At 38.0% G+C, this 22,030-nt stretch carries 21 protein-coding genes and 1 pseudogene; 9 read left to right on the top strand and 13 right to left on the bottom strand.

Annotated elements, in window-relative coordinates; all coding sequences use genetic code 11:
• Nucleotides 1–9: 9 nt before the first annotated feature.
• Nucleotides 10–1,011: a helix-turn-helix domain-containing protein gene (locus BW964_RS16205; RefSeq protein WP_076508716.1), complete on the top strand. Its 1,002-nt coding sequence runs from the start codon at nt 10–12 to the stop codon at nt 1,009–1,011.
• 124 nt (nt 1,012–1,135) lie between these two features.
• Entirely contained in the window at nt 1,136–2,419 is a 1,284-nt protein-coding gene (locus BW964_RS16200) for an alkaline phosphatase family protein (protein ID WP_076508714.1), read from the top strand.
• A gap of 118 nt (nt 2,420–2,537) precedes the next feature.
• Here BW964_RS16200 and BW964_RS16195 read toward each other — a convergent pair whose 3' ends face one another.
• Nucleotides 2,538–3,422 carry an NAD(P)H-binding protein gene (locus BW964_RS16195; RefSeq protein WP_076508712.1) on the bottom strand — a complete coding sequence of 295 codons (885 nt, stop codon included), beginning with the start codon at nt 3,420–3,422 and terminating at the stop codon, nt 2,538–2,540.
• A gap of 82 nt (nt 3,423–3,504) precedes the next feature.
• On the opposite strand from BW964_RS16195, the gene BW964_RS16190 reads away from it, so the two are divergent.
• A complete protein-coding gene (locus BW964_RS16190) occupies nt 3,505–3,873 on the top strand; it encodes a winged helix-turn-helix transcriptional regulator (RefSeq protein ID WP_076509002.1) in 369 nt (122 codons plus the stop codon).
• A gap of 122 nt (nt 3,874–3,995) precedes the next feature.
• On the opposite strand, the gene BW964_RS16185 is transcribed toward BW964_RS16190, so the two are convergent.
• The gene (locus tag BW964_RS16185) at nt 3,996–5,051 is read right to left on the bottom strand and encodes an NAD(P)-dependent alcohol dehydrogenase (protein WP_084175937.1); all 1,056 of its coding nucleotides are present in this window, start codon (nt 5,049–5,051) and stop codon (nt 3,996–3,998) included.
• A 32-nt stretch (nt 5,052–5,083) separates the two neighbouring features.
• A complete protein-coding gene (locus tag BW964_RS16180; RefSeq protein ID WP_076508710.1) occupies nt 5,084–5,488 on the bottom strand; it encodes a cupin domain-containing protein in 405 nt (134 codons plus the stop codon).
• Nucleotides 5,489–5,619: 131 nt separating this feature from the next.
• Between BW964_RS16180 and BW964_RS16175 the strand changes: the two genes are divergently transcribed.
• The 3 genes from BW964_RS16175 (at nt 5,620) to BW964_RS22405 (ending at nt 8,513) form a co-directional block, all read left to right on the top strand.
• On the top strand, nt 5,620–6,522 hold the full coding sequence (locus tag BW964_RS16175; RefSeq protein ID WP_076508708.1) for a helix-turn-helix domain-containing protein: 903 nt from the start codon (nt 5,620–5,622) through the stop codon (nt 6,520–6,522).
• Nucleotides 6,523–6,793: 271 nt separating this feature from the next.
• The gene (locus tag BW964_RS16170) at nt 6,794–8,137 is read left to right on the top strand and encodes a carboxylesterase family protein (RefSeq protein WP_084175934.1); all 1,344 of its coding nucleotides are present in this window, start codon (nt 6,794–6,796) and stop codon (nt 8,135–8,137) included.
• A 208-nt stretch (nt 8,138–8,345) separates the two neighbouring features.
• On the top strand, nt 8,346–8,513 hold the full coding sequence (locus BW964_RS22405; protein ID WP_123911995.1) for a TIGR04149 family rSAM-modified RiPP: 168 nt from the start codon (nt 8,346–8,348) through the stop codon (nt 8,511–8,513).
• 89 nt (nt 8,514–8,602) lie between these two features.
• Here BW964_RS22405 and BW964_RS16165 read toward each other — a convergent pair whose 3' ends face one another.
• The 6 genes from BW964_RS16165 to lpxK form a co-directional block, all read right to left on the bottom strand.
• A complete protein-coding gene (locus BW964_RS16165; protein WP_076508706.1) occupies nt 8,603–10,075 on the bottom strand; it encodes an alpha-amylase in 1,473 nt (490 codons plus the stop codon).
• 47 nt (nt 10,076–10,122) lie between these two features.
• The gene (dinB, locus tag BW964_RS16160) at nt 10,123–11,220 is read right to left on the bottom strand and encodes a DNA polymerase IV (protein WP_076508704.1); all 1,098 of its coding nucleotides are present in this window, start codon (nt 11,218–11,220) and stop codon (nt 10,123–10,125) included.
• A 42-nt stretch (nt 11,221–11,262) separates the two neighbouring features.
• A complete protein-coding gene (locus tag BW964_RS16155; protein ID WP_076508702.1) occupies nt 11,263–11,718 on the bottom strand; it encodes a GNAT family N-acetyltransferase in 456 nt (151 codons plus the stop codon).
• Complete coding sequence (locus tag BW964_RS16150) at nt 11,715–12,230, bottom strand: TlpA family protein disulfide reductase (protein ID WP_076508700.1); 516 nt, start codon at nt 12,228–12,230, stop codon at nt 11,715–11,717. The genes BW964_RS16155 and BW964_RS16150 overlap by 4 nt, the downstream gene beginning before the upstream one ends.
• Nucleotides 12,231–12,331: 101 nt before the next feature.
• The gene (locus BW964_RS16145) at nt 12,332–13,147 is read right to left on the bottom strand and encodes a purine-nucleoside phosphorylase (RefSeq protein WP_076508698.1); all 816 of its coding nucleotides are present in this window, start codon (nt 13,145–13,147) and stop codon (nt 12,332–12,334) included.
• Nucleotides 13,131–14,156, bottom strand: coding sequence for a tetraacyldisaccharide 4'-kinase (gene lpxK, locus BW964_RS16140; protein ID WP_076508697.1), 1,026 nt, complete (start codon nt 14,154–14,156; stop codon nt 13,131–13,133). The genes BW964_RS16145 and lpxK overlap by 17 nt, the downstream gene beginning before the upstream one ends.
• A gap of 97 nt (nt 14,157–14,253) precedes the next feature.
• On the opposite strand from lpxK, the gene truA reads away from it, so the two are divergent.
• The 3 genes from truA to BW964_RS16125 all read left to right on the top strand — a co-directional run bounded on the left by truA (nt 14,254) and on the right by BW964_RS16125 (nt 17,553).
• Complete coding sequence (gene truA, locus BW964_RS16135) at nt 14,254–15,000, top strand: tRNA pseudouridine(38-40) synthase TruA (protein WP_076508695.1); 747 nt, start codon at nt 14,254–14,256, stop codon at nt 14,998–15,000.
• Nucleotides 15,001–15,223: 223 nt separating this feature from the next.
• Nucleotides 15,224–15,565: a hypothetical protein gene (locus tag BW964_RS16130; protein WP_076508694.1), complete on the top strand. Its 342-nt coding sequence runs from the start codon at nt 15,224–15,226 to the stop codon at nt 15,563–15,565.
• A 227-nt stretch (nt 15,566–15,792) separates the two neighbouring features.
• The gene (locus BW964_RS16125; protein WP_076508692.1) at nt 15,793–17,553 is read left to right on the top strand and encodes an ABC transporter ATP-binding protein; all 1,761 of its coding nucleotides are present in this window, start codon (nt 15,793–15,795) and stop codon (nt 17,551–17,553) included.
• Between the two features lie 69 nt (nt 17,554–17,622).
• On the opposite strand, the gene BW964_RS16120 is transcribed toward BW964_RS16125, so the two are convergent.
• The 4 genes and pseudogenes from BW964_RS16120 to BW964_RS16105 form a co-directional block, all read right to left on the bottom strand.
• Nucleotides 17,623–19,407 carry a M43 family zinc metalloprotease gene (locus tag BW964_RS16120; protein WP_076508691.1) on the bottom strand — a complete coding sequence of 595 codons (1,785 nt, stop codon included), beginning with the start codon at nt 19,405–19,407 and terminating at the stop codon, nt 17,623–17,625.
• Nucleotides 19,408–19,601: 194 nt separating this feature from the next.
• Nucleotides 19,602–20,192 carry a hypothetical protein gene (locus BW964_RS16115; protein WP_076508689.1) on the bottom strand — a complete coding sequence of 197 codons (591 nt, stop codon included), beginning with the start codon at nt 20,190–20,192 and terminating at the stop codon, nt 19,602–19,604.
• A pseudogene (locus tag BW964_RS16110) lies at nt 20,182–20,652 on the bottom strand (RNA polymerase sigma factor). Before BW964_RS16110 ends, BW964_RS16115 begins: the two are co-directional and overlap by 11 nt.
• Nucleotides 20,652–21,509, bottom strand: a complete 858-nt coding sequence (locus BW964_RS16105; RefSeq protein WP_076508687.1) for an alpha/beta fold hydrolase — start codon at nt 21,507–21,509, stop codon at nt 20,652–20,654. The pseudogene BW964_RS16110 and the gene BW964_RS16105 overlap by 1 nt, the downstream one beginning before the upstream one ends.
• Nucleotides 21,510–22,030: the final 521 nt, after the last annotated feature.

The following is a 22,030-nucleotide window of genomic DNA, read 5'->3' as shown; positions in this document are numbered from 1 at the left end:
ATCAAAAGAATGAAGAATTTCTATCTGAATGAAATTGAGAACCTGAAAAAAAGGTTTATACATCTGTACATTATTCTCATGTGTAGTATACTCACACTGAACATTATTGTTTTCCAATTTTTCATTTATAATCCAACTATCGTCCTCTATCTTTTGGGAGGATTATTTATTCTTTCTTATACTTATATTCTGGTCAGAGGAAAATATAAGTCAGATCAGATTATTCATGGATATATGATTATTGCTCCATTGTATAATTTTTACATTATGCTTACTTTTTGGAGTAATTCTATCGGTAATGTGGTTTCTTTGTTTCCGCTTCCTTTAGTCGCCTATGTTTTTTTTCAGAAAAGGGAGACGATTCTGTATTCTATTTATTTAGTTCTCAATATTCTTGTTTGCTTTTTAGTCTATGAATATTTTGACCTCCAATTTCCAAAATACTCGAGGGCGGAGGTCGTCATCTCCGATGTATTTCTTTTTGGATTTAATCTTCTTGTTATCATTTTATTATTGATCTACAGCAATAAGATCAATAAGCTCAAAGTTCTGATTGATATTGAGGATGAAAAATTGATGAATACAAGTGGGGAGAATACTAAAGTACCTGTTCTGCAAAAAACACCGGAAACCCCGATGATGAATGATGAAGCCTCTGAAAAATTGTTTCAGCAACTGGAAGATTTGATGAGGAATGATGAAATATTTAAAAAGGCCAATCTGAATATATCCATGTTGAGTACTTCTTTAGATGTCAACTACAATTATCTCTCCAAAATAATTCGTTGTAAAGGCTATCAGAATTTTAGCAATTATCTAAATGTATACAGGATTAACTACGTGAAAAAGCTTATCGATGAAAGCAATCTGCAAAAAGTGACCTTAATGTATATTTATACTGAAGCCGGATTTTCCAATCAGGCGACTTTCAACAGAGTGTTTAAGCAGATAGAAGGCATCACACCCAGCGAATATATTCACAAATCAGACCAGATAGGGAAAGAGAATTAGTGTTAATAATAAATAGAATAGTGGTTGGGCTCACAAAATTCTAAACCATGGTTTTAATGATTTTTTAACCCGCTAAACTTTCATCTGAAGTTTTGACAGAGTACCTTTGTCGAAAATTTCTATAATGGAACGAGGACTGCATTTTTTACTGCTTATTTTTTCTTTGACACTTTGTGCACAGAAATCACCGGTGGACACAGCTCAGGTTAGGATTCCCAACCGTTATAACAGTGTAGATGCGCAAACGAAACCTTATGTCATCATGATCTCAACGGACGGCTTCCGTTATGATTATGCAAAAAAATATAATGCACAAAACCTATTAAAACTTTCTGCTGAAGGTGTTCAGGCCAAAGCAATGATTCCCAGCTATCCAAGCATCACTTTCCCTAACCACTGGAGTCTGATCACCGGATTGTATCCATCCCATCACGGCTTGATTGATAATTTTTTCTACGATTACAAAAGAAAAGAATTCTATGCCATGAGTGATAAAAAAAATGCAGAAGATGGAAGCTGGTATGGTGGAATCCCTCTTTGGGGGCTGGCTGAGAAACAGGGAATGATTTCAGCTTCACTGATGTGGGTAGGTTCCGCCAGCGATGCAGGAGGAAATAGGCCCACTTATTATTATCCTTACCATGAAAAATTTACCCCTTCTGAAAAAGTTAATAAAGTAATAGACTGGCTGAAGTTACCCATGGATAAAAGGCCTCATTTTATTTCATTATACTTTCCTGAGGTAGACGGAAGCGGACATCATTTCGGACCGGAAGCAAAGGAAACGGAAGAAGCGGTTCACTTAGTAGACAACGCAATTGGAGAACTGGTTCAGAAAGTCAACCACCTAGGATTGAAAAACGTCAACTTTGTTTTTGTCTCTGACCATGGAATGATCAAAGTAGACAGCAGTACTCCTTTAGAGATCCCGGCCATTCTTTTCAATAAAGACAGATTTGATTTTTTTAATTCCCAGACCTTATTAAGAGTGGTTGTCAAGAATCCTGAGGAAGTAAAATCCGTTTACAAAGAACTTAAAGCCGGAAAAACAGATGACTATGAAGTCTATTTAGATAAAAGGCTTCCGGAATATTTGCATTTTGGAGCAAAAGACGATCAGTATGGCAGAATTGGTCAGATTCTTCTTATTCCAAAAGCTCCCAGAATATTTTTGGAAAAAGGAAAGAAAACATCCGTTGGAAAACATGGCTACAATGCCAGACTCGTACCCGAAATGAAAGCTACATTTTTTGCCTGGGGTCCTGAATTTAAAAGTAACCTCGTTGTTGATGAATTTTCTAACGTCAATGTATATCCATTAGTTGCCGAAATATTAGGATTGAAAATAGAGCAGCCTATCGATGGAAAACTTAAAGTTTTAAAGCAGATTTTAAAGGAGAAAAAATAAATTGAAGCTAAAAGGGATATCAAAAAACCGATAGAATCAATTAAAAATTAAAGTTTCGGCGCACCGCAGGTGCGCCGAAACTTTTTTTTATCACATTCAAAGTGAAAGTCAAAAAAAATCAAGAATTAAATTGAGCAGAAAACTCCTTCGCAAAGTCCTCTAGTTTTACGGAACCATCAACTACAGATCCATGCTCTGCAAAATCCTTCTGAACAACCCCTGTTCTTATTCCTCGTCCCATTTCAGTATATAATTCAGCCATTTCCTGTGGAAGACCTGCCTGTACCATTCCGTTTAGAGCGTCCTCATCAGAGAACTCCACCCAGGGCAGTTCAGGTTTCTCTATAGAATTTCCCAGAATTTTTGCAAAATCAGAAGCTTTTCGGGAATCACTAACAATATATCGGATGTTTTTTCCCTGTTCATTGTTGACAAGTTCTTCAGCTGCGGCCTTAGCAATATCAATAGGGTGAACTACAGGAATTTCTATGTTTTCCGAATAATTACCACCAATAATTCCTGCATTTTTAACCAATGGAATATCATTGAAGAAATTAGTGTAAAAATAGCCGGCTCTTAAAAACGTGAATGAGGTATTCTCTAACTCATTGTAAATTTTTTCGATATGATGAAGACTTTTAATAGGACCATTTTCTACAGGAGATTCAGCACCTACACTACTTAGCATTACTGCTTTTTTTACGTCGGCTTTTCTTAATGCTTCCGCATAGTTTTTTCCTACGTTGATTGTATTTTGAACGATGTTGTCCGGGCTTATGGCAGGAGGGGTCATCACAAAGACAGCATCTGCTCCGTCAAAAGTTTGGGTTAAGAAATCAATATCGGTAATGGATCCGATAGCTGGGGTCGCTCCCAATGATTCAATATCGTGTTGTCTTGTCTTATTACTGCTAATTACCGTAACGTGATGTCCTTGTTCTACAAGTTGTTGTGTTAAAGGTTTGGCTACATTTCCCAATGATCCTGTGATGATGATTTTCATAATAAATATTTTTTTATTTCCTGAGACAAAGTTATATTTGTACTTACTTTTATACAAGTACTTACCCTAAAGTATGTATCCTATGGCAGCTATTAAAGAAAATTCAACGATTCAGGAAAACAGGAAAATAGTGCAGGATTGTCCTGTAATGTACGTGATGGAGAGGATTGGAGGTTTTTGGAAACCCATTATTCTGTTTAACCTTTGTACAGGAGAAAAAAGATACAGTGAATTGAAAAGAGCAATTCCTGCAGTAACGGAAAAAATGTTAATTCAACATCTTAAGCAATTGGAAACAGACGGGCTGGTGATCAGAACAGCAAAACCTGTAGTGCCCCCAAATGTTTCCTATAAATTGAGCGAAGCAGGAAATGAGCTGGCTCCCGTTATAGATGCCATGGCAGCATGGGCTTTTCAGGACATGGAAAGAAAGGGACAATGTGAAAAATAAAACATATTGACCAGGAAAACAGAATATGGGATCACGGGGTGAATCTATTTGATAGAAACTGTCTTTAATTAAAACAGAAAAGACTGCCCGAAGACAGCCTTTTCGTTAAAATATACGGGTCATTACAAAGATTGCATATCGATTACAAAACGGTATTTCACGTCACTTTTAATCATTCTTTCATAGGCCTGATTGATATCCTGCATTTTGATCAGTTCAATATCTGAAACGATATTATGTTTTCCGCAGAAATCAAGTAATTCCTGTGTTTCCGCAATACCACCGATTAATGAACCAGCAACAGAACGGCGTTGGAAAATCATCGGTCTTGTACTTACTTCGGTTTCACTGAATTCACCTACAAATCCTACCAGAACCAAAGTTCCGTTCAGAGTAAGCGTCTGCATATAAGGATTAACATCATGCTCATAAGGAACCGTATCGATGATGAGGTCAAATTTTCCCTTTACAGTGTCCATCTGAGAATCATCCGTAGAAATCACCACATGATCAGCTCCCAATTGCTTGGCATCTTCTGTTTTTCCCGGAGTTCTGGAGAATAAGGTCACATCAGCACCCAATCCTTTTGCTAGTTTGATCGCCATATGTCCTAGTCCGCCTAAACCTACCACAGCCACTTTAGAGTTGGGTCCGACATTCCAGTGTCTCAAAGGAGACCATGTAGTGATACCCGCACATAAAAGGGGCGCTACTGCAGCCAGATCTAAATTTTCAGGGACACTCAACACAAAATGTTCATCCACCACTACTTTCTGGGAATATCCACCAAAAGTGTGACCTCCCAAATGCTTGTCTTTGCCATTATAAGTTCCTGTAAATCCATTCAGACAATATTGTTCAAGATCCTGTTTGCAGCTGTCGCAGTGTCCGCATGAATCTACCATACATCCTACGGCTGCAAGATCACCTACTTTGAATTTAGAAACGTCACTTCCCACATTGGTAATTCTTCCTACGATTTCATGCCCGGGAACTACAGGATACAAAGATCCGCCCCAGTCATTTCTTGCAGTATGGAGATCAGAGTGGCATACCCCGCAGTATAGAATTTCAATTTCTACATCTTTAGGGGTTGTTTCTCTTCTTTCAATATTCATTTCTTTCAGATCTGCCGTGGTAGACTCAGCTCCATAGGCTTTTACTGTTAATGTGCTCATTGGTTTATTCGATTTAAGTTAATTAAGTTGAGTTATAAATTGTTGTACTCCTCGTCACTTACAGGTTCCAGCCATTCCACAATACCGTTTTGAGTATTGGGATTTATCGCGATATGCGTAAACTCACTGTCTGCAGCTGCCCCATGCCAGTGGATGATCTCGGGAAGAATATTCACCACATCTCCTGCACGCAATACCTGAGCTGGTTTTCCTTTTTCCTGATAAAATCCTGTTCCTGAAGTTACGATTAAAATTTGTCCGCCGCCGTGAGAATGCCAGTTATTTCTGCATCCGGGCTCAAAGACAACATTTCCGATCTGGCAGTTCAGATCATCTTCATTGGGTTTTAAAATCTGCACCCATGCTGTTCCTCCGGAAAAATAGGCCTCAGGGACTTTTTCTCCTTTTGGAAAAATGTTGGTATTCACTGTTTCCATAACGGTACAAAATTCGATACTTTTAAATAAACACAGCTTATACAGATTACCGAAATACCTACCAATTTTACAGACATCATAAGAGGTACGTCAGAAAGTGGTAATTTTGAATAAGATTAAAAAGATAGTCAATGGAAGATCAGGAAGTTGATCAAGTGAAAAGCGTTTCAGATTACAATAAAATGGTTAATAATGAAACCCTGCATCCGCTGGTAAGTGTGGTTGATTTTTCAAAATCAGACCCTATTTGTCAGTACAGGAGGACGTATACCTTTTATACGGTTTTTCTGAAAGATGTCATCTGCGGCGATATGCATTACGGCAAGCATAGCTACGATTATCAGGAAGGAACGCTGGTCTTCATTGCTCCAGGGCAGGTAAGCGGAGTAAACAACGACGGAAAGTCAATACAGCCGGGCGGATATGCATTGCTGTTTCACCCTGATCTGATTAAAGGAACAAACCTGGGCAAAAATATCAATGATTATAGCTTCTTTTCTTATGACGTTCACGAAGCTTTACACCTTTCAGAAAAAGAAAGAGAGATTATTTTGGAATGTTTTAAAAATATAAGACTTGAACTGGAACAGTCCATAGACAAACACAGCAAATCATTGATCGTAAATAATATTGAATTGTTCCTGAATTACTGCATGCGTTTCTATGACCGTCAGTTTATAACAAGGGATCATGTCAATCAGGGAGTGATCGGAAAATTTGAAAATCTCGTGGACGACTATTTTACATCAGATAATCCTAAAAATATAGGCTTTCCGATGGTCAATTATTTTGCAGAAAAGCTTAATCTTTCTGCCAACTATTTTGGTGATCTGATCAAAAAAGAACTGGGAGTTTCTGCTCAGGAATTTATTCATAATAAACTGATTGATGTGGCAAAAGAGCAGATTTTAAATCCATCAAAATCCATCAGTGAAATTTCTTACGATCTTGGGTTTAAGTATCCGCAGCATTTTACAAGATTGTTCAAAGCTAAAGTCGGAGTTTCACCCAGTGAATATAAAACATTAAACTGATCATTTTAAAACACGGTTAAAACAGGTATTTTCACCAGTACCACATTTTTTATCCAGAATCATTTGTGAACATTCGTGTAAAAAATCAGTTGAATTTGTGTTTAAATCTGCCTTTGCTGAGTATTAATGCCTTTTCTCTCCAAACTATAAAATTATAAAAATCTTAGCGTTTCACGCTTTAAAGCTGAAGGCAAGAATTTCCCCAATAAATTTTCCCATTTCAAAAAACTAAATTAATTTTAATAGATAAAATTTTTCAAAGTTTTTTAAAATGACAGTTCCACAGACCAAAACTCACATTTTTCAAACCTCCTTTGGGAAAATGATCGCATTAAAAGAGAACGGTGTCATTAAAGCCAAAAGCATCCGGTATGCCCGTTCCGAAAGATTCAAAAGACCTGTGCCGGGAAAGCCTTTGGAATCAGAAATGATATTTCCGCATAAAACACCGGTTTGTCCGCAGACCATAAGTCCGCTCGTAGAAAAGATGATCGGTCCTACCCCAATCGAAAATTTTGAACCGGATGAATCTACCCAGTTTCTTTCCGTATTCCGCCCTGAAACCTTTACAAACCATGAGAAACTTCCCGTTGTAGTTTGGATTCATGGGGGTTCTCATGAGATCGGATGTGGTGACCTGCCTACTTCTGATCCCAGTGAATGGGTGAGAGAACAGCAGATCATAGTGGTTACCGTTTCCTACAGGCTTGGAATTTTCGGTTTCTTGGGCGGTGATGAAAACAGACCTCCTAATCTCGGATTGTTTGATATCATTGAAGCATTAAAGTGGATCAAAACCTATATTTCAGATTTCGGGGGTGATGCTGAAAATATTACTCTTTTAGGACAGTCTTCGGGAGGTGATGCTATTGCCCATCTGATGATCTCGGAAGGAATAGACGGCTTGTTTCAGCGGGTGATTATCCAGAGTGCCCCTCTGGGATTACGCCATACCAGACAAAAAATGTCTGCAGAATTCCTGAAGAAAACAGAATTTCTCAGGGGTGAACCTGATGCTTTAAAAATAGCGGACGAATATAGAAAACAGGTGCCGGCTGTCATAAAATACGGATTGAAAGCAGCAATGCCTTTCGGAACACAATATGGCTTTCCTCCTTTATGTCAGGAAAATAAAGCCATTGATACATGGAAATTAAAGGCTGGTCAATATGATGTTCTTATCGGTTTGAATGATAATGAAACTGCATTTTATCTCAAAACTTCCGATGCTTTAAACAAATATTTTGGAAAAGGAATCGGATTAAAAATATTGGATAAGGCCGTAAGAAAAACAACTGAATTCATCTACGGAAAACCCGCAGAAGAATTTGCTGAAAATTACGCCAGGGCAGGAGGGAATGTTTATTTATTCAGGATCCATTCAAAGTCGGAATATCATCATATTGGTGCTGCTCACTGTATAGACCTTCCTCTTATTTTTGGAAACGAGCAGGCATGGAAATCGGCAGGGCTGTTGAAAGACATTCCGTGGTCGTTTGTGCATGAAAACGGGATAAAACTGAGAGCGCTCTGGGCCGAATTTGCCAGAACTGGAAACCTGTCAGCTACCTCTGAAAGACCTGAAATTCTGATGATTCGAAAAGTTGAGTTTTAAATCTCAGGATCAATAAAAAATGATAGGACCGGAAACTGAAATAAAGCAGAGGAAGATGCTTTAAGTTTTTTTCCTTGTTAATCGATAATGCAATTGATGACTTGGTTTTTGTGAAATGTATACGTTAAATCAGTGAAATGTGAGTAATTGTTTAATGATATAGATATTTTATTTATATTTGATTAACCAAACTTTAAACATATTAACTATGAAAACGAAAAAACATCTGAACGCACGAAAACTTGACCGCCATGAGCTTAAGAATCTAAAAGGAGGGGATATCAACCGCGATAGGGTATGCTGTACTTCCAATGAAGACGGCTATTGCTGTGAGTGGGCCATCAACATACAGAATTGCCGTTATATATTCTGTTAAAGAATTACTGCGTCAGTACAACTAAAAAGCATCCCCGACTGGAAGTTAGCCTTCTGATCAGGGATGCTTTTTTATATTGATTTCAGGACTTACTCAGAAATCCATACACTCACATTTCCTGCCGGAACCGGGAAATTACCCCATCCGTTTTCATCGATCGTTACTTTTTCATTACTTCTGTTAAGCAGATCATAGAATTCTTTTCCGGAATAGCGTTTCCCCATTTCCATAGGTTTAGTATACGCATCTTTGTTGCTTAGGACAACAGCGCACCCCGAATGTTCATCATCTCCCTCACGGGTCCAGCCCAAACAGTTGGCATCTTCAAAATAATCCCGCTGAGCTCCGTACGCATGATCTTTTCTTGCCGTAAGAAGTTCTTCAATACCGTCTACTTTCTCAAGAAAAATTTCCTGATCATTACCATCTCCTCCTTTATCCGTATAATGAGCACCATAAAGGTCAGGGTAGAAAACACATGGATATCCACTTTCACGAAGCAGAATCAGGGCATAAGCTAATGGCTTAAACCATGCTTCTACGGGAGCTTCAAGATCCTGCAGAGGTTGGGTGTCATGATTATCCACAAGACTTACAGAATGCATAGGATCTGCCTGCGTAAGGGTTTCGTCAAAAATTCTTCGGAGATCGTAAGAGCCTCCCTCGTTGGAAGCAGTATGGAAGTTGTTTTGAAGTGAACTGTCAAAAAGACTCATGCATCCTTCCGTTACTTCGATATATTTCTGAAGAAGATTAAGCTGTCCAGGAGCCCAGTATTCTCCAACTGCAAAAATATTTTTGCCCGAATTGGTACGCAGCATTGTCAGCCATTCCTTATAAAAATCAAAAGAAATATGTTTTAAAGCATCCAGTCTCACTCCATCAAAATCAGTAAGGTTGAAATACCATTCCGCCCAGCTGTTGAGTTCTTCCCGTACAAAAGGATTTCGGTGCTCGATGTCGTTATACATCAGATAGTCGTAATTTCCTTTCTCATCATCAATCATCTCTTCCCAGTCATTACCATATTCAGACTGTATTTTGAAAATATGGGACTCCATTCCTTCAGCATAATCTACACCGCTGAAACAGTTGAAATTCCATTCAAAATCAGAATATTTTTTTCCTCTTCCGGGAAAGGTGAATTTCGTATAAGATTCAATTTCCATGACATCGGAAATAATCTTTTCCCTGTTGTTTTCGTCTACTTTTACCGCTTTAAACTTTTCCAGTTCGTCGCCTCCGGCCTTATGCCCGAGAACAATGTCAACGATAATGTTGATATCTTGTTTTTTTAAAGCTTTAATGGCTTTAACATAGTCATCATGAGTACCGTATTTGGTGGGAAGACTTCCTTTCTGATCAAATTCTCCAAGGTCATAGAGATCGTAGGCATCATATCCTACTGAATAACCTCCATTCGTTCCTTTATAAGCCGGGGGAAACCATACTGAGGTGATTCCTAATTTTGCCAGATGGGAGGCCTGTTTTTCTGCTTCTTTCCATAATTTGCCGTTTCCTTCAGAGTACCAGTGGAAAAATTGAATCATCGTCGCGTTCATAAATCGTAATTTGGTTGGTTTCCTACAAGATAGTGAAAATTTTTCACCTATTGGTTCTCAAATTCTTCAAACGGGATTTTTAGTTGAATAGAAACCTGTTTTTTTTCTTCCGTGTTGAGATGGGAGAGGGAAAGTCCCAATAATCTCACAGGTTTATCGAAAGGTCTGAGCTCCCAGAGTTTCTTTCCCGTGTTGAAATATTGTTCAGGAGAAGTAAAATAGTCTTCCTTTGTGAAACTTCTTGTAAAAAGGGAAAAATCTTTATATTTAATTTTTAAAGTTAGGGCTCTTCCCAAAATATTATTCTTTTGGAGTCGCTGATGAAGCTCCTGGCTCAGATGCTCCAGTTTTTCATTGATCTCCTGATCATCAAACAGATCTTCAAAAAAAGTTCTTTCTACGGCCACACTTTTCTGGATACGATGAGGTTTCACCTCGGAATTATGAATACCCCGGACAACATTGTAGTAATAGCCTCCTGACTTTCCAAAAAGTCTGACCAGCTCTTCGATTGATTTTTTCTTTAAATCTTTTCCTTTATAAATGCCTAAACTAAACATTTTGTTAGCCGTAACCTTTCCTACGCCATAAAATTTTTCTACCGGAAGCTCTTCAAGAAAACCTTCAATTCTATCGGGGTGAATGGTCTTCTGCCCATTCGGTTTATTGATGTCGGAAGCTACTTTTGCCAGAAATTTATTCACGGAAATTCCCGCAGAAGCAGTTAAACCCGTCTGTTCAAATATTTTCTGGCGAATCTCTTTGGCGATCTGATTGGCAGATTCTATATCTTTCTTGTTCTCCGTAACATCAAGATAGGCTTCGTCCAGAGAAAGAGGTTCCACCAGATCCGTATATTCATGAAAAATTTCCCTGATCTTTTTTGATATTTCTTTATACCGGGCAAAGCGGGGAGGCACAAAAATTAGATGCGGACATTTTTCCTTGGCTGTTTTGCTGGGCATGGCAGAGCGCACTCCATATTTCCTGGCTTCATAGCTTGCCGCTGAAACTACCCCACGATGTTCTCCTCCCACAGCAACAGGCTTTCCCTTGAGTGAAGGATCATCATGCTGTTCTACGGAAGCATAAAATGCATCCATATCGACATGAATTATTTTACGGGTGGGAAAAGAAGAATCCATACCGCAAAGATATGGATTCATTTATTTTGAATTAAATTCTAATTAGGTTTTCATTCTCATTGTAACGAGTAATGATTCAAAGCCTGCTTTTTCATAGGCTTTTACAGCAGATTCGTTTTGAGCGTAAACATCCAGCCTTATTTCATGAATATCTTTAGACTTTGCCCAGCTGATCAGTTCATCCAGAATCAGCTTGTTGACACCCTTTCCTCTGTGTTCAGGCTTTACATACATAAAACCAAGATAAGCGTAGGTGTCAAAATTAGAATAATTATTTTCCGGTCGCTTGATTTTTGCATATCCGGATGCAATGATTTCATTATTCTCTTCCGTTACCAGTACCAGTGAGTCCTGAGATTGTACCAGATGAAGAAGATCGTAATAGTGAATCTCTCCATCTTTCAGTGTACTGTTAAAGGGTCTTTCTGCAGTAACAATTCCCTGCTCAAATTCTAAAAGGATTTCTAAATCCTGTTCTGTAGCTACTCTGGTAATCATTTCAAAAGACGGTTTATCGTTTCCTGGATCTCCGGATCTTCCGGTGAAATAGCATAATATTTTGCAATAGAAGATTTCTGATCTACGATCATATACCTTGGAATCCAGTTCAGGTCAATATAATTATTAAAATTGTTTTTCCATCCTGAAGCAAACCAGTAATTATCCTTATCTTTCATATTGAATCTGTCAAGGCTTTTGTCAAAACCTTCTTTTGATCTTTCCAGTGACAGGAAAACGAAATCTACATTGGGGTTGTTTTTCTCAAGTTCTTCTGCTTTTGGAAGTGCTTTTAAACAATCTCTGCACCATCCGGCCCAGAAATCAATCACTAAAACTTTTCCCTTATGCTGATCCAGAATTTGTTGAATGGTGACATTTTTACCTTGCTCATCTTCGAGCTTTTGTACCAAAGCTTCTTTAGAGAAACTGGTTTTTAGCACTTTCGGTTGCTCCTGTGCAGAGCTCACGCCGAAAACACCGATCATAAAAATTAGGGCTAACTTTTTCATTTTTTCAATTTCATATACAAATCTAAACAATGAAATGCAATTGGAGATTGATTTTTTCTGAATTAGGAAAAATTTATGAGATCGAAATTTTCTATAAAGAATTATTGATAGTTTTTTACCAGACCTTTCACCACAGCGATGACATTCGGCATAGCTTTATTGGCTGCGTTCAGAACTTCCTCGTGAGAAACGGCAAAGGCAATGTCAGGTCCACCAAGATCAGTAATAACAGAGATGCAGAAAGAATCCATTCCCATATGTCTGGCAACAATGACCTCGGGAACAGTGCTCATTCCCACCATATCACCACCGATGGCTTTGATCATCCCGTACTCTGCGGGCGTTTCAAAAGTAGGTCCCTGTAAAGCTACGTACACCCCCTGATGAATTTTAATATTATTTTCGATGGCCGCTTTTTCAGCCACTTCGATCATTTTTTTATTGTACGGCTCGCTCATATCTACAAAACGTGGCCCGAAAGAATCAATATTTTTACCCCGAAGCGGATGTTCAGGCATCATATTGATATGATCCTTTAGAATAACAATATCTGCAACATTATAAGCTGGGTTGACGCCACCGCATGCATTTGAAAGGATAAGGTTTTTAATGCCTAAAAGATGAAAAACTCTGATGGGAAAAGTCACGGTTTCCATAGAATGGCCTTCATAATAGTGAAAACGCCCACTCATCATCAGGACTTTTTTTCCTTCCAGAATTCCGTAAATTAATTTTCCGCCATGTCCAGCCACTGTGGTCTGGGGAAAATTGGGGATTTCAGGATATTCTAAAATGTGAATGGCTTCTACTTCATCCTGCAGTTTTCCCAGCCCGGATCCTAAAATGATCGCGAAGTCGGGGGTTTCCTTGATAATATTTTTAATGAAATCTGCGGTCTGCTTAATTTTTTCTAACATAATCTAAGATGATTTGGTTGAATTCTTCCTTTTTATCAATGATAACATTGATCGGCCAGTAGTAAACAATGTCTCTAAGATAATCAAAAGTTTTCAGACGTACATAATCTTTCTCTGTCGTCAGGATCAGTTTGTATTCTCCTAATTTTTTATATTCTGCAATGATCTTTTTAATGTCATCATCTGTAAAATTATGATGGTCTCTGAATTTTAAATGCTTCACGCGTTGTGAGAATTTTGCCAGATGCTCAAGAAGAGGTTTCGGATTGGCAATTCCTGTGATCAGAAGGATATCGTAGTAATTCAGATTATTGTCCGGAAGCATTTTGTCTTTTCCGTACACATTTTCGTCATACCCGATCGATGAAAAGAATACCTTCTGGTTGTAGGACGGTCTTATCCTTGAAATATAATAGCGTTTGGTTTCTTCGGTAAGCTCATCAGGACATTTGCTGACCATAATAATGTTTGCCCGTTTTGAACCTTTTCTGGATTCTCTTAAATCTCCAGCCGGAAGAAGATGATCTTTAAAATAAGGATCATTAAAATCAGTCATCAGAATGTTGAACCCTGCTTTGATGGCTCTGTGTTGTAAAGCATCATCAAGAACGAGAACATCAAGATCCATGTCAGCGATCACCTTTTTAGCTCCGGGAACTCTTTCTTCTGAAACGGCAATCACGAATCGGTTTTTGAAGCGCTCAAAAAGCTGCATGGCTTCATCGCCTACTACTTTGTAATTGCTTTCATAATTCGTCACTTCATAGCCTTTGCTCAGTCTTCCGTATCCACGTGAAAGGACTCCCGTCCTGTAATGTTTGGACAGATATTGGGCAAGATACATCACCATCGGCGATTTTCCGCTTCCGCCCACAGAAAGGTTCCCGACATTGATGATCGGAGTGTTGAACTTCGTTGTTTTAAAAACTCCCAGATCATACATTGTGTTTCGGATACCCGTTACCAAATGATAACCAAGGGAAAAAGGATAAAGGTACCATCTTTTCATACGTTTGCAAAAATAGGAATTTTCATAAGGATTTTAAGCAATATTCTGAAAGACTTTTCATTAAATTAAAGTATTTTTGTGGAGTTATTTTAATACATTGAGATACTTTATAGAATTTTCTTACAACGGGAAAAATTATTTCGGTTATCAGATACAGCCGGACGCTATTTCTGTACAGGAAGAGCTGGAAAAAGCACTTTCCACTATTTTAAGGGAAGAGATCAAAACTACTGGAGCCGGAAGAACCGATACCGGGGTTCATGCCAAAAAAATATTTGCCCATTTCGATACGGAAAAAGAGGTGGATATAGTCCATCTTCCTTATAAACTGAACAGTTTTCTTCCGCCTGATATTGCCATTAAAAAAATGTTTCAGGTGAAAGATGATTTTCACGCCCGTTTTGATGCGACGTACAGGACGTATGAGTATTATATTTCTCTGGCTAAAAATCCTTTTACTCAGGAATCTGCATGGCAGCACTGGAAAAGACCACTGGATATTCATAAAATGAATGAAGCCTGTAAAATTTTGTTTGAATATGAGGATTTTACGAGTTTTGCCAAATTAAAAACGGACAACAAAACCAATATCTGCAAAATGTACAAAGCAGAGTGGGAACAGGATGGGACAGAACTTAAGTTTACGGTTTCAGCCAACCGTTTCCTTAGAAATATGGTTCGTGCTATCGTAGGAACTATGGTAGAAATTGGAAGTGGCAAAATAAAACCTGAAGATCTTCGTAAAATCATTGAAGACAAACACCGGAATGCTGCCGGAACTTCAGCTCCGGGTCACGGATTGTTTCTTGTGGATGTAGGATATGATTTTGATCAGAACAGCTAGATTACAAGCATAACGAATCAAATATTCAGGAATAAAAATTTCAAAAATTTTGTATATCATTCTGTTTGTTCACAATACGGAAAAAATTATTATTTTAGCAGGTACTGACTTTCTCCAGAAAAAAGCTTGTGTTGATTTCTTTTCATAATGGAAATAAAACAAGTGCTGAATGAATAGTGAAATCAGGACAAACCTGATTTTTTTAATATATAAAACACGAATTATGTTATCAATTTTTATTCTTATCGGAGCGTACCGGTACTACGCACAGCTTGCCGAAAGGTTTGGAAAAACAAAATGGCACTATGGACTTTTGGCCATTGGAGTCTATCTGGGAACTCAGCTGTTCTTTGGTTTCTCTTACGGAATTTATAAGGGTATTACAGATCCGGATTCTCTTGACGGAGTAAATTACACGGGTTTTTCTTTAATCAATATAATCAGCTGGATCATTTCCATTGCTGCGGTTTATGGAGTGTATCAGCTTCTTGAACGAAAATTTGTGAAAGAAAATATCAATAAACCATCGCTTGAAATTGAAAAGATTGGAGATCAGAATGTATAAAATCACAAGCAAAGGCTCCCGAATTCACGATGTATGATGGCTTCGGGTGTTTCAGTGGGCTGCTAAAATAACTTATAAGGGAATGAATATTCTCTCTTCAATATATTCATATTGTAAATAACCGTTATCTGAAATTTTCTATGACGATTTGATGAACTTGTAAAGGCTTTCAAATTATAAAGTCTTATTTTTGCATAGAATTTTAAATTCTTTCTTCAACTCGTACAATGAAAAAACAAGATACCTGGGGGATTGTTAAGAGGTTATTCTTTATTGGAATGAAATTCCGTTCCTGGTTCATCCTTACTTTAATAATTTCCGTCATACTGTCCATAGTTTCTACGTATAGACCTTACCTTACCATGCAGGTAGTGGATAATGATATCACCAAGCTGAAGGACAGTGCTTTGATGATGAAGCATATCTATATTTTAGTAGGTTTGGTTTTTGCAGAAACTATTTTAAACTTTTTCTTAGTTTACTTTTCAAATTTTATTTCGCAGAATGTTATCCGTGATATTCGAGAAAGGCTGTACGCAAAGCTTATCTATTTCAGAACCTCATTTTTTGATAAAACTCCTATCGGGCAGCTTGTAACCCGTGCTGTAGGTGATGTGGAGACGATTGCTACAGTGTATACCGATGGTTTCCTGATGGTTTTCGGGGATATTCTCAGAATTGTATTTGTTCTGGTGATGATGTTCAGTACCAATGTTCATCTGAGCTATATTACGTTGGCGATTCTGCCTTTAATGGTAATGATTACCCGGTTTTTTCAGAAAAGGCTGAAAAAAGCTTTTGGAGATGAAAGAACGTGGACCGCCAATCAGAACTCCTTCGTTCAGGAAAGGCTGGCTGGAATGTCCATTATTCAGGTGTTCAACAGGCAGGACGCTGAGTTCAAAAAATTTGATGATATTAACATTACTCTGAAAAGCGCTTTACTGAGAACGGTTTTCATCTTTTCTTTATTCTTTCCGGTTGTAGAATTAATCTCCTCATTATTCATTGGATTTATCCTGTTTTATGGTGGATATATCACGATCAGTGCCGGTGTTGTTATCGCATTTATTCAGTATATCTCCATGTTGATCCGTCCGCTCAGACAGATTGCGGACCGTTTCAACAATATCCAGAGAGGGATTGTAGGGGCAGAGCGAGTATTGGGGGTGATGGATGAAGATTATGCTATGCCGAATACGGGAACGGTGAAAAAAGATCATTTTGATGGTAAAATAGAATTCGAAAACGTTCGTTTTGCCTATGATGAGAAGCAGGAAGTGCTGAAGGGAATTGATTTTAAAGTAAATCCCGGAGAAACGGTTGCCATTGTAGGGGCTACAGGTGCTGGCAAATCTACGATCATCAGCCTTATTACAAGGCTTTATGATATTAATTCCGGAAGAATCGTGATTGACGATGTTGAGGTAAAAGATTATGAACTCTATAATCTCAGAAGTCATATTGGAGTGGTCCTTCAGGACGTGTTTCTTTTTCATGGAAGTATCTTTGAAAACCTCGCTTTTGGTGATGACAGCATCACTTTGGAAAAGATAAAAGCAGGCGCCAGAGAAATTGAAGTAGACCAGTTTATTGAGCAGCTTCCGGGTGGCTATGATTTTGTGGTCAGCGAAAGAGGTTCTTCTATTTCTTTAGGGCAAAGACAGTTGTTATCTTTCCTTAGAGCCTATTTGTCCGATCCTAAAATTCTGATTCTGGATGAAGCTACTTCTTCCATTGATCATGAAAGTGAAAAACTGATTCAGAGAGCTACTGAAAAAATTACTAAAAACAGAACGTCCATTATTATTGCCCATCGACTTTCAACCATTGAGAAAGCAGATAAAATCATTGTGATGGAACATGGGAAAATAGTAGAGGAGGGAAAACATTTGGAACTTCTTGACCAGAATGGATATTACTCAACCCTTTATAAAGCCCAGCTGAGACACGAAGTTGAGCTGGAAGAGGATGAGCAGCAATCATAATCTGTCGAATAACAGTATATAAAAGTAAAAGAGAGCCCTGGAGCTCTCTTTTCTATTGGAATGAATTTCTTAGAATTTTAATTTTTTAGTGACTACTTTTCCATTTTCAAGAACTGCAGTTACGGTTAAGACCGTATTCTTTTCGTTGATAGGGAATCTGAATTCGGATGATTTTAGGTCTGTTCTGGCGGTAAGCAGTCTTCCCGAGGCATCGTAGATATGTAATGTGGAAATTTTCTGATCACTTTTAACATATACGGAATTCAGGTCTTTTGTAATCTCTGTGCTATTTTTCTTACCTGTAGTGTCCACAGATAATACATTCTGGCGATCAATGATCACGGAATAATCTTCAACCTGTCCGTATTTGGGAGTAGAGCAAGCTGTAACGGCTGTTCCGTTAAATTCTCCGATGACTCTCATTCTTAAAGGGATATTGGCAACAGCATTTGCAGGCGGAGTTACTGATGCAGTCGCCAAAGATCCATTGCTGATCCCGCTTTGATTAAGGACAAGTTCTGTGGTCTCATTGAATTGTCCGTCATTATTGTAATCGATATAGGCCTTTATAATATGGGGATTGTTTGTTCCCGGTGCAACTGTAAGCGTTGTTGCAGTATTGGCTGGTATGGTAGTTTTTGAAACACCCGCACAGTAGTTTCCCGTAAAGTTTTCGTAGAAATTATTAGCAGCCTGCTTGTAGTTGGCAGAATAATTACTGATGTTGGCAAATTTCACAGAAGTAACACCGATGTTGTAGTTTCCGGGATTCGTCATGGAAGTAGGAGTACATGTTGCGGTTAAAACAGAACTGTTGTTAGGAGTCGTGGAAGACGCAACCGGAGAGTTGATCAGAGACTGTCTGTACTGTAAAAGCTGTGCAGTAGCTCTGTCTGCCTGTCCCAAAGTAAATAAGTTCCTGAAACAGTACGTATAGGCCATGACGTTTTTTTCGCCACCTGCATAAACTTGGGTCGTACAAGGATTGATCTGCCCCGTTTGGCAGCTACTTGGAACAGACGAGTGGTAAAGACTTTTCATAGGTTCCGTATCACACACCAGATCTCCCTGCAGCGTACAGTCTGTATTGGTAGGGCAGGCTCCTGTAGATTCATTGTAGCCTTCATGCGTATGACGCAAGCCAAGAGCATGTCCGAATTCATGCGCTAAAGTCTGTGCATTGACTGTTGAAGCATTGGTGGACATAAAAGAATAGTCATTACTGCCGCCCGGATAATAAGCAAATCCGTTGAGTCCCCCTGAATTAGAGGTCAGTTTTTTAACGACATAGATATTATAATACTTGCTCGTATCCCACATTCCCAAGGCAGTAATTTCGGAAGCGGTCACGGCATTAGTCGTATTGTCATTATTGACTCCGCCGCTTACATATTTAGGTAAATTGGAAGCATTAATTCTATTAATTCCGTTCGTTGTGTTACAATTTGGATCTACCTTGGCAAAAACGAATTTTACAGGCAGTACCGCACTGGTTCCGGACATTCCGCTGGAAGCATTTCCAGAAAAGACCCCATTGGTATAATTTACCCATGCGATAATGTCCGCATCAGATTTGTTATTCACCGTTCCGATGGCACTTCCGTCGCCCACGACATGGACCACGACAGGGATTTCATACACCAGTTTTTTGTTTATAGTTTGAGAAAATTTCCCACTTTTGATCAGCTTTGATAATTGCAGATTAAAGGCATCATCCTGAGCTTTCTGTTCCGGATATCTTTCATAATGCTTTCGCATTAGCTCATCGGTTCCACATTCCTGAAATTCCAGTTTTTGTGAATACAAGCTGGAACATAAAGTTCCCGAAATAATTAAAAGTAATAGTTTTTTCATAATTTTTATATTCGTGATTTGGTCTATTAAAAATAGTGAAAAAATATATTAATGAGTGAAATGTGAAAAAATATATCAATAATTCCAATTATATGGTTAATTTTTTATAATTATAATATAAATAGAGCTTTATTACATGATTATATAAAAACTGTGTATTTTTTTACCCGGGGCTTTGAGATCGATCCACGGAATTATTCCTTTAATTGATTAGTAAGGTCTTCAAACTTATCGATAAGACCATTTAGTTTTGCCTGCTGTTTTTTTATGGTCCTGGGTCTTAAATAAAACCAATTGAAAGCGATCCATAAAAAAGTAACAGCATATGCAATTGTCCCGTAAAAGACGGTCATTCTAGAAGTATACTCATACATATACAGGCAGATGCCCAGAAACAGCATGATAAAGTAGATGTTCATCATGGTAGTCTGTATAAATTTCTGTTTGCTTTTCAGAGAATACAGACTGTTCAGATATTCTGTGTTGGTTTGGGTGTTGTCCAGCTTGTAGAAATTCATAAACAATTGGTTGTAGGCGAACAGAAAAATAACCATAGCCAGAAGGGTTAAAAGAATCCCTATTTTCGTGGTTATCAGCTGAGGTTGGTAGTGGTACCAGATCAAGCCTATCCCTATACTGGTTACGATTAAAAGAATATTGGTAACAGCAAGTTTTCGGATATTTTCGTTTTTAAATTTTTTCAGCTTGCCAAGCAGTTCTTCAATGCTGGGTTTCTCACTGGTCTGTTGTTTCCACAAATTTTTGAAATCTATATTAGTAGCCATTTTCTTTGAATCTTTTTGTTAGTTTTTCTTTTATCCTGTAAATTCTTACCCGGATATTGGATTCAGAGAGTCCAACGATGCCGGCAATTTCTGCTTGCTTTACTTCCTCGAGTTCCAGAGAAATAATAATACGGTCTGTTTCAGGCAGCTCTGAAATAAACTAATAAAGAAGCTGTATCTGGGGTTCAATGGATTCCTGTTTTTTTTCCTCAAGATGAATAGGAAGATCAGCTTTTGCAAATCTTTTCTCCTTTTCTATCTGTTTTAAACATGTATTCGATGCAATTCTAAAGATCCATGTCCCGATGCTGGATTCGTTCCTGAATTTTGGTAGCTGCCGCCAAACAATAATGAAGGTCTCCTGTGCCAGATCCTTTGCCATTTCAGAATCATTCACATATCCCATGCATAAACGGAATATCTTCTGCCAGTACTGTTCATATATCTCTTCAAATACCATTAGTGGGATGATAAAAAGTTATTTAACTGTTGAAAGTACCATTCTTTGTCATCATACATGATAAAATGAAGCCCTTTGGTAGCATATCTCATATCTGCATTCTTTAAATTTTTATATTGACTCTCAATAGCTGGCTTGAAATTGACAAAATAAGACTCCAGCAGAATAAGGGAAGGGCACTGAACTGTTTTTATTTTTTCTCGGAGATCAGTATTGGAGAAGTCGCAGTACATTTTCGCAAAAGTTGTTCGGTCAGATTTTACACTCCAGTCAATTACCGTTTCCTGCATGGAAGGATCGGCTACAAGACGGGGAATAGTAGTAGTTTGCATTTGTTTAAATTGTTCCTCATTCATTGCTGTCAATGCATTGATGGTGGCGGTACAGTCATTATTTTCTTTAGATTTAAAATTGGGATCCGAGAGTACGGCTAAACAAGGTAGTGCATCTACAACCACTATTTTAGAAACCAGTTCAGGATAATCTGCAGCCAGTGCCAGTGCCAGTGCCATACCTCCACCCATACTATGTCCTATAATAATCGGTTTTTCAATATGCTCATCTTTTAGATAATCCGCAACTCCTTTTTCCCAGTCTCTAAAACGGGCATCTGGCAGTGGTGGTACTCCGGCAAATCCTTTCATAGTCAATACGTGGCAAGAAAAGTTCTTGTCAAATTTAGCTACAGTTTCATTCCATACTTCTCCTGAAGAGGCAAATCCTGGAATAAAGATAATCGATTGGCTGCCTTTTCCTGTTTTTTTTATTTCAAAAGGATAGTTTTTTGTCTGTCCGAATATATTGCATACGGCCGCAAAAACCAGTACCAGAATGAAGAAGACTTTGTATTTTTTCATTGTATGTAATTTTAAGGTTATCTGACTTTTAGAGACAGACTTATTTAAAATGTTACAAAATGTTTTAAATTATTTTATAAAGTTGGGTTTAAATGAGAGGCCAGAAGGCTCTTACTGTTTCTGAAAATGCTGCTATCGAGTTGTAAAATTGATCATCAGTATTGTCTTTTCTCTCACCGAAAATCCTTTTTTCCCGTGTCTTAATATGGAATGTCTTAAATTTTTTTCCGTGCTTATTGTAATATATCGTATATCAGTTCTTTATCCTGTTCTGTGGGGAATCTTTTTTTTTGGCTGTTTTTCCTTATTTAGTCGGCTTTTTCAGTAGATTTCCCTTACCATTTCTGAGGCTATGGTGCAGGTCATGATCCTTTGAAAATGTAAAATCCCTATAAAAACAGAAAATTAAATAAAAAAATGGCATTTAACTGATGATTATATTAGAAAATTCACTAATTTTATTACGAATTTAGAAGATGCCCCGGTTGAATTAAGGGTGTCATGTGAAAAGTAGAAGTTTC

The organism is Chryseobacterium shigense, assembly GCF_900156575.1.
GTDB classification, from domain to species: Bacteria; Bacteroidota; Bacteroidia; order Flavobacteriales; family Weeksellaceae; genus Chryseobacterium; species Chryseobacterium shigense.
Note: the sequence above shows the minus strand (reverse complement) of the source record. Positions and strands in the feature narration are given on the sequence as shown.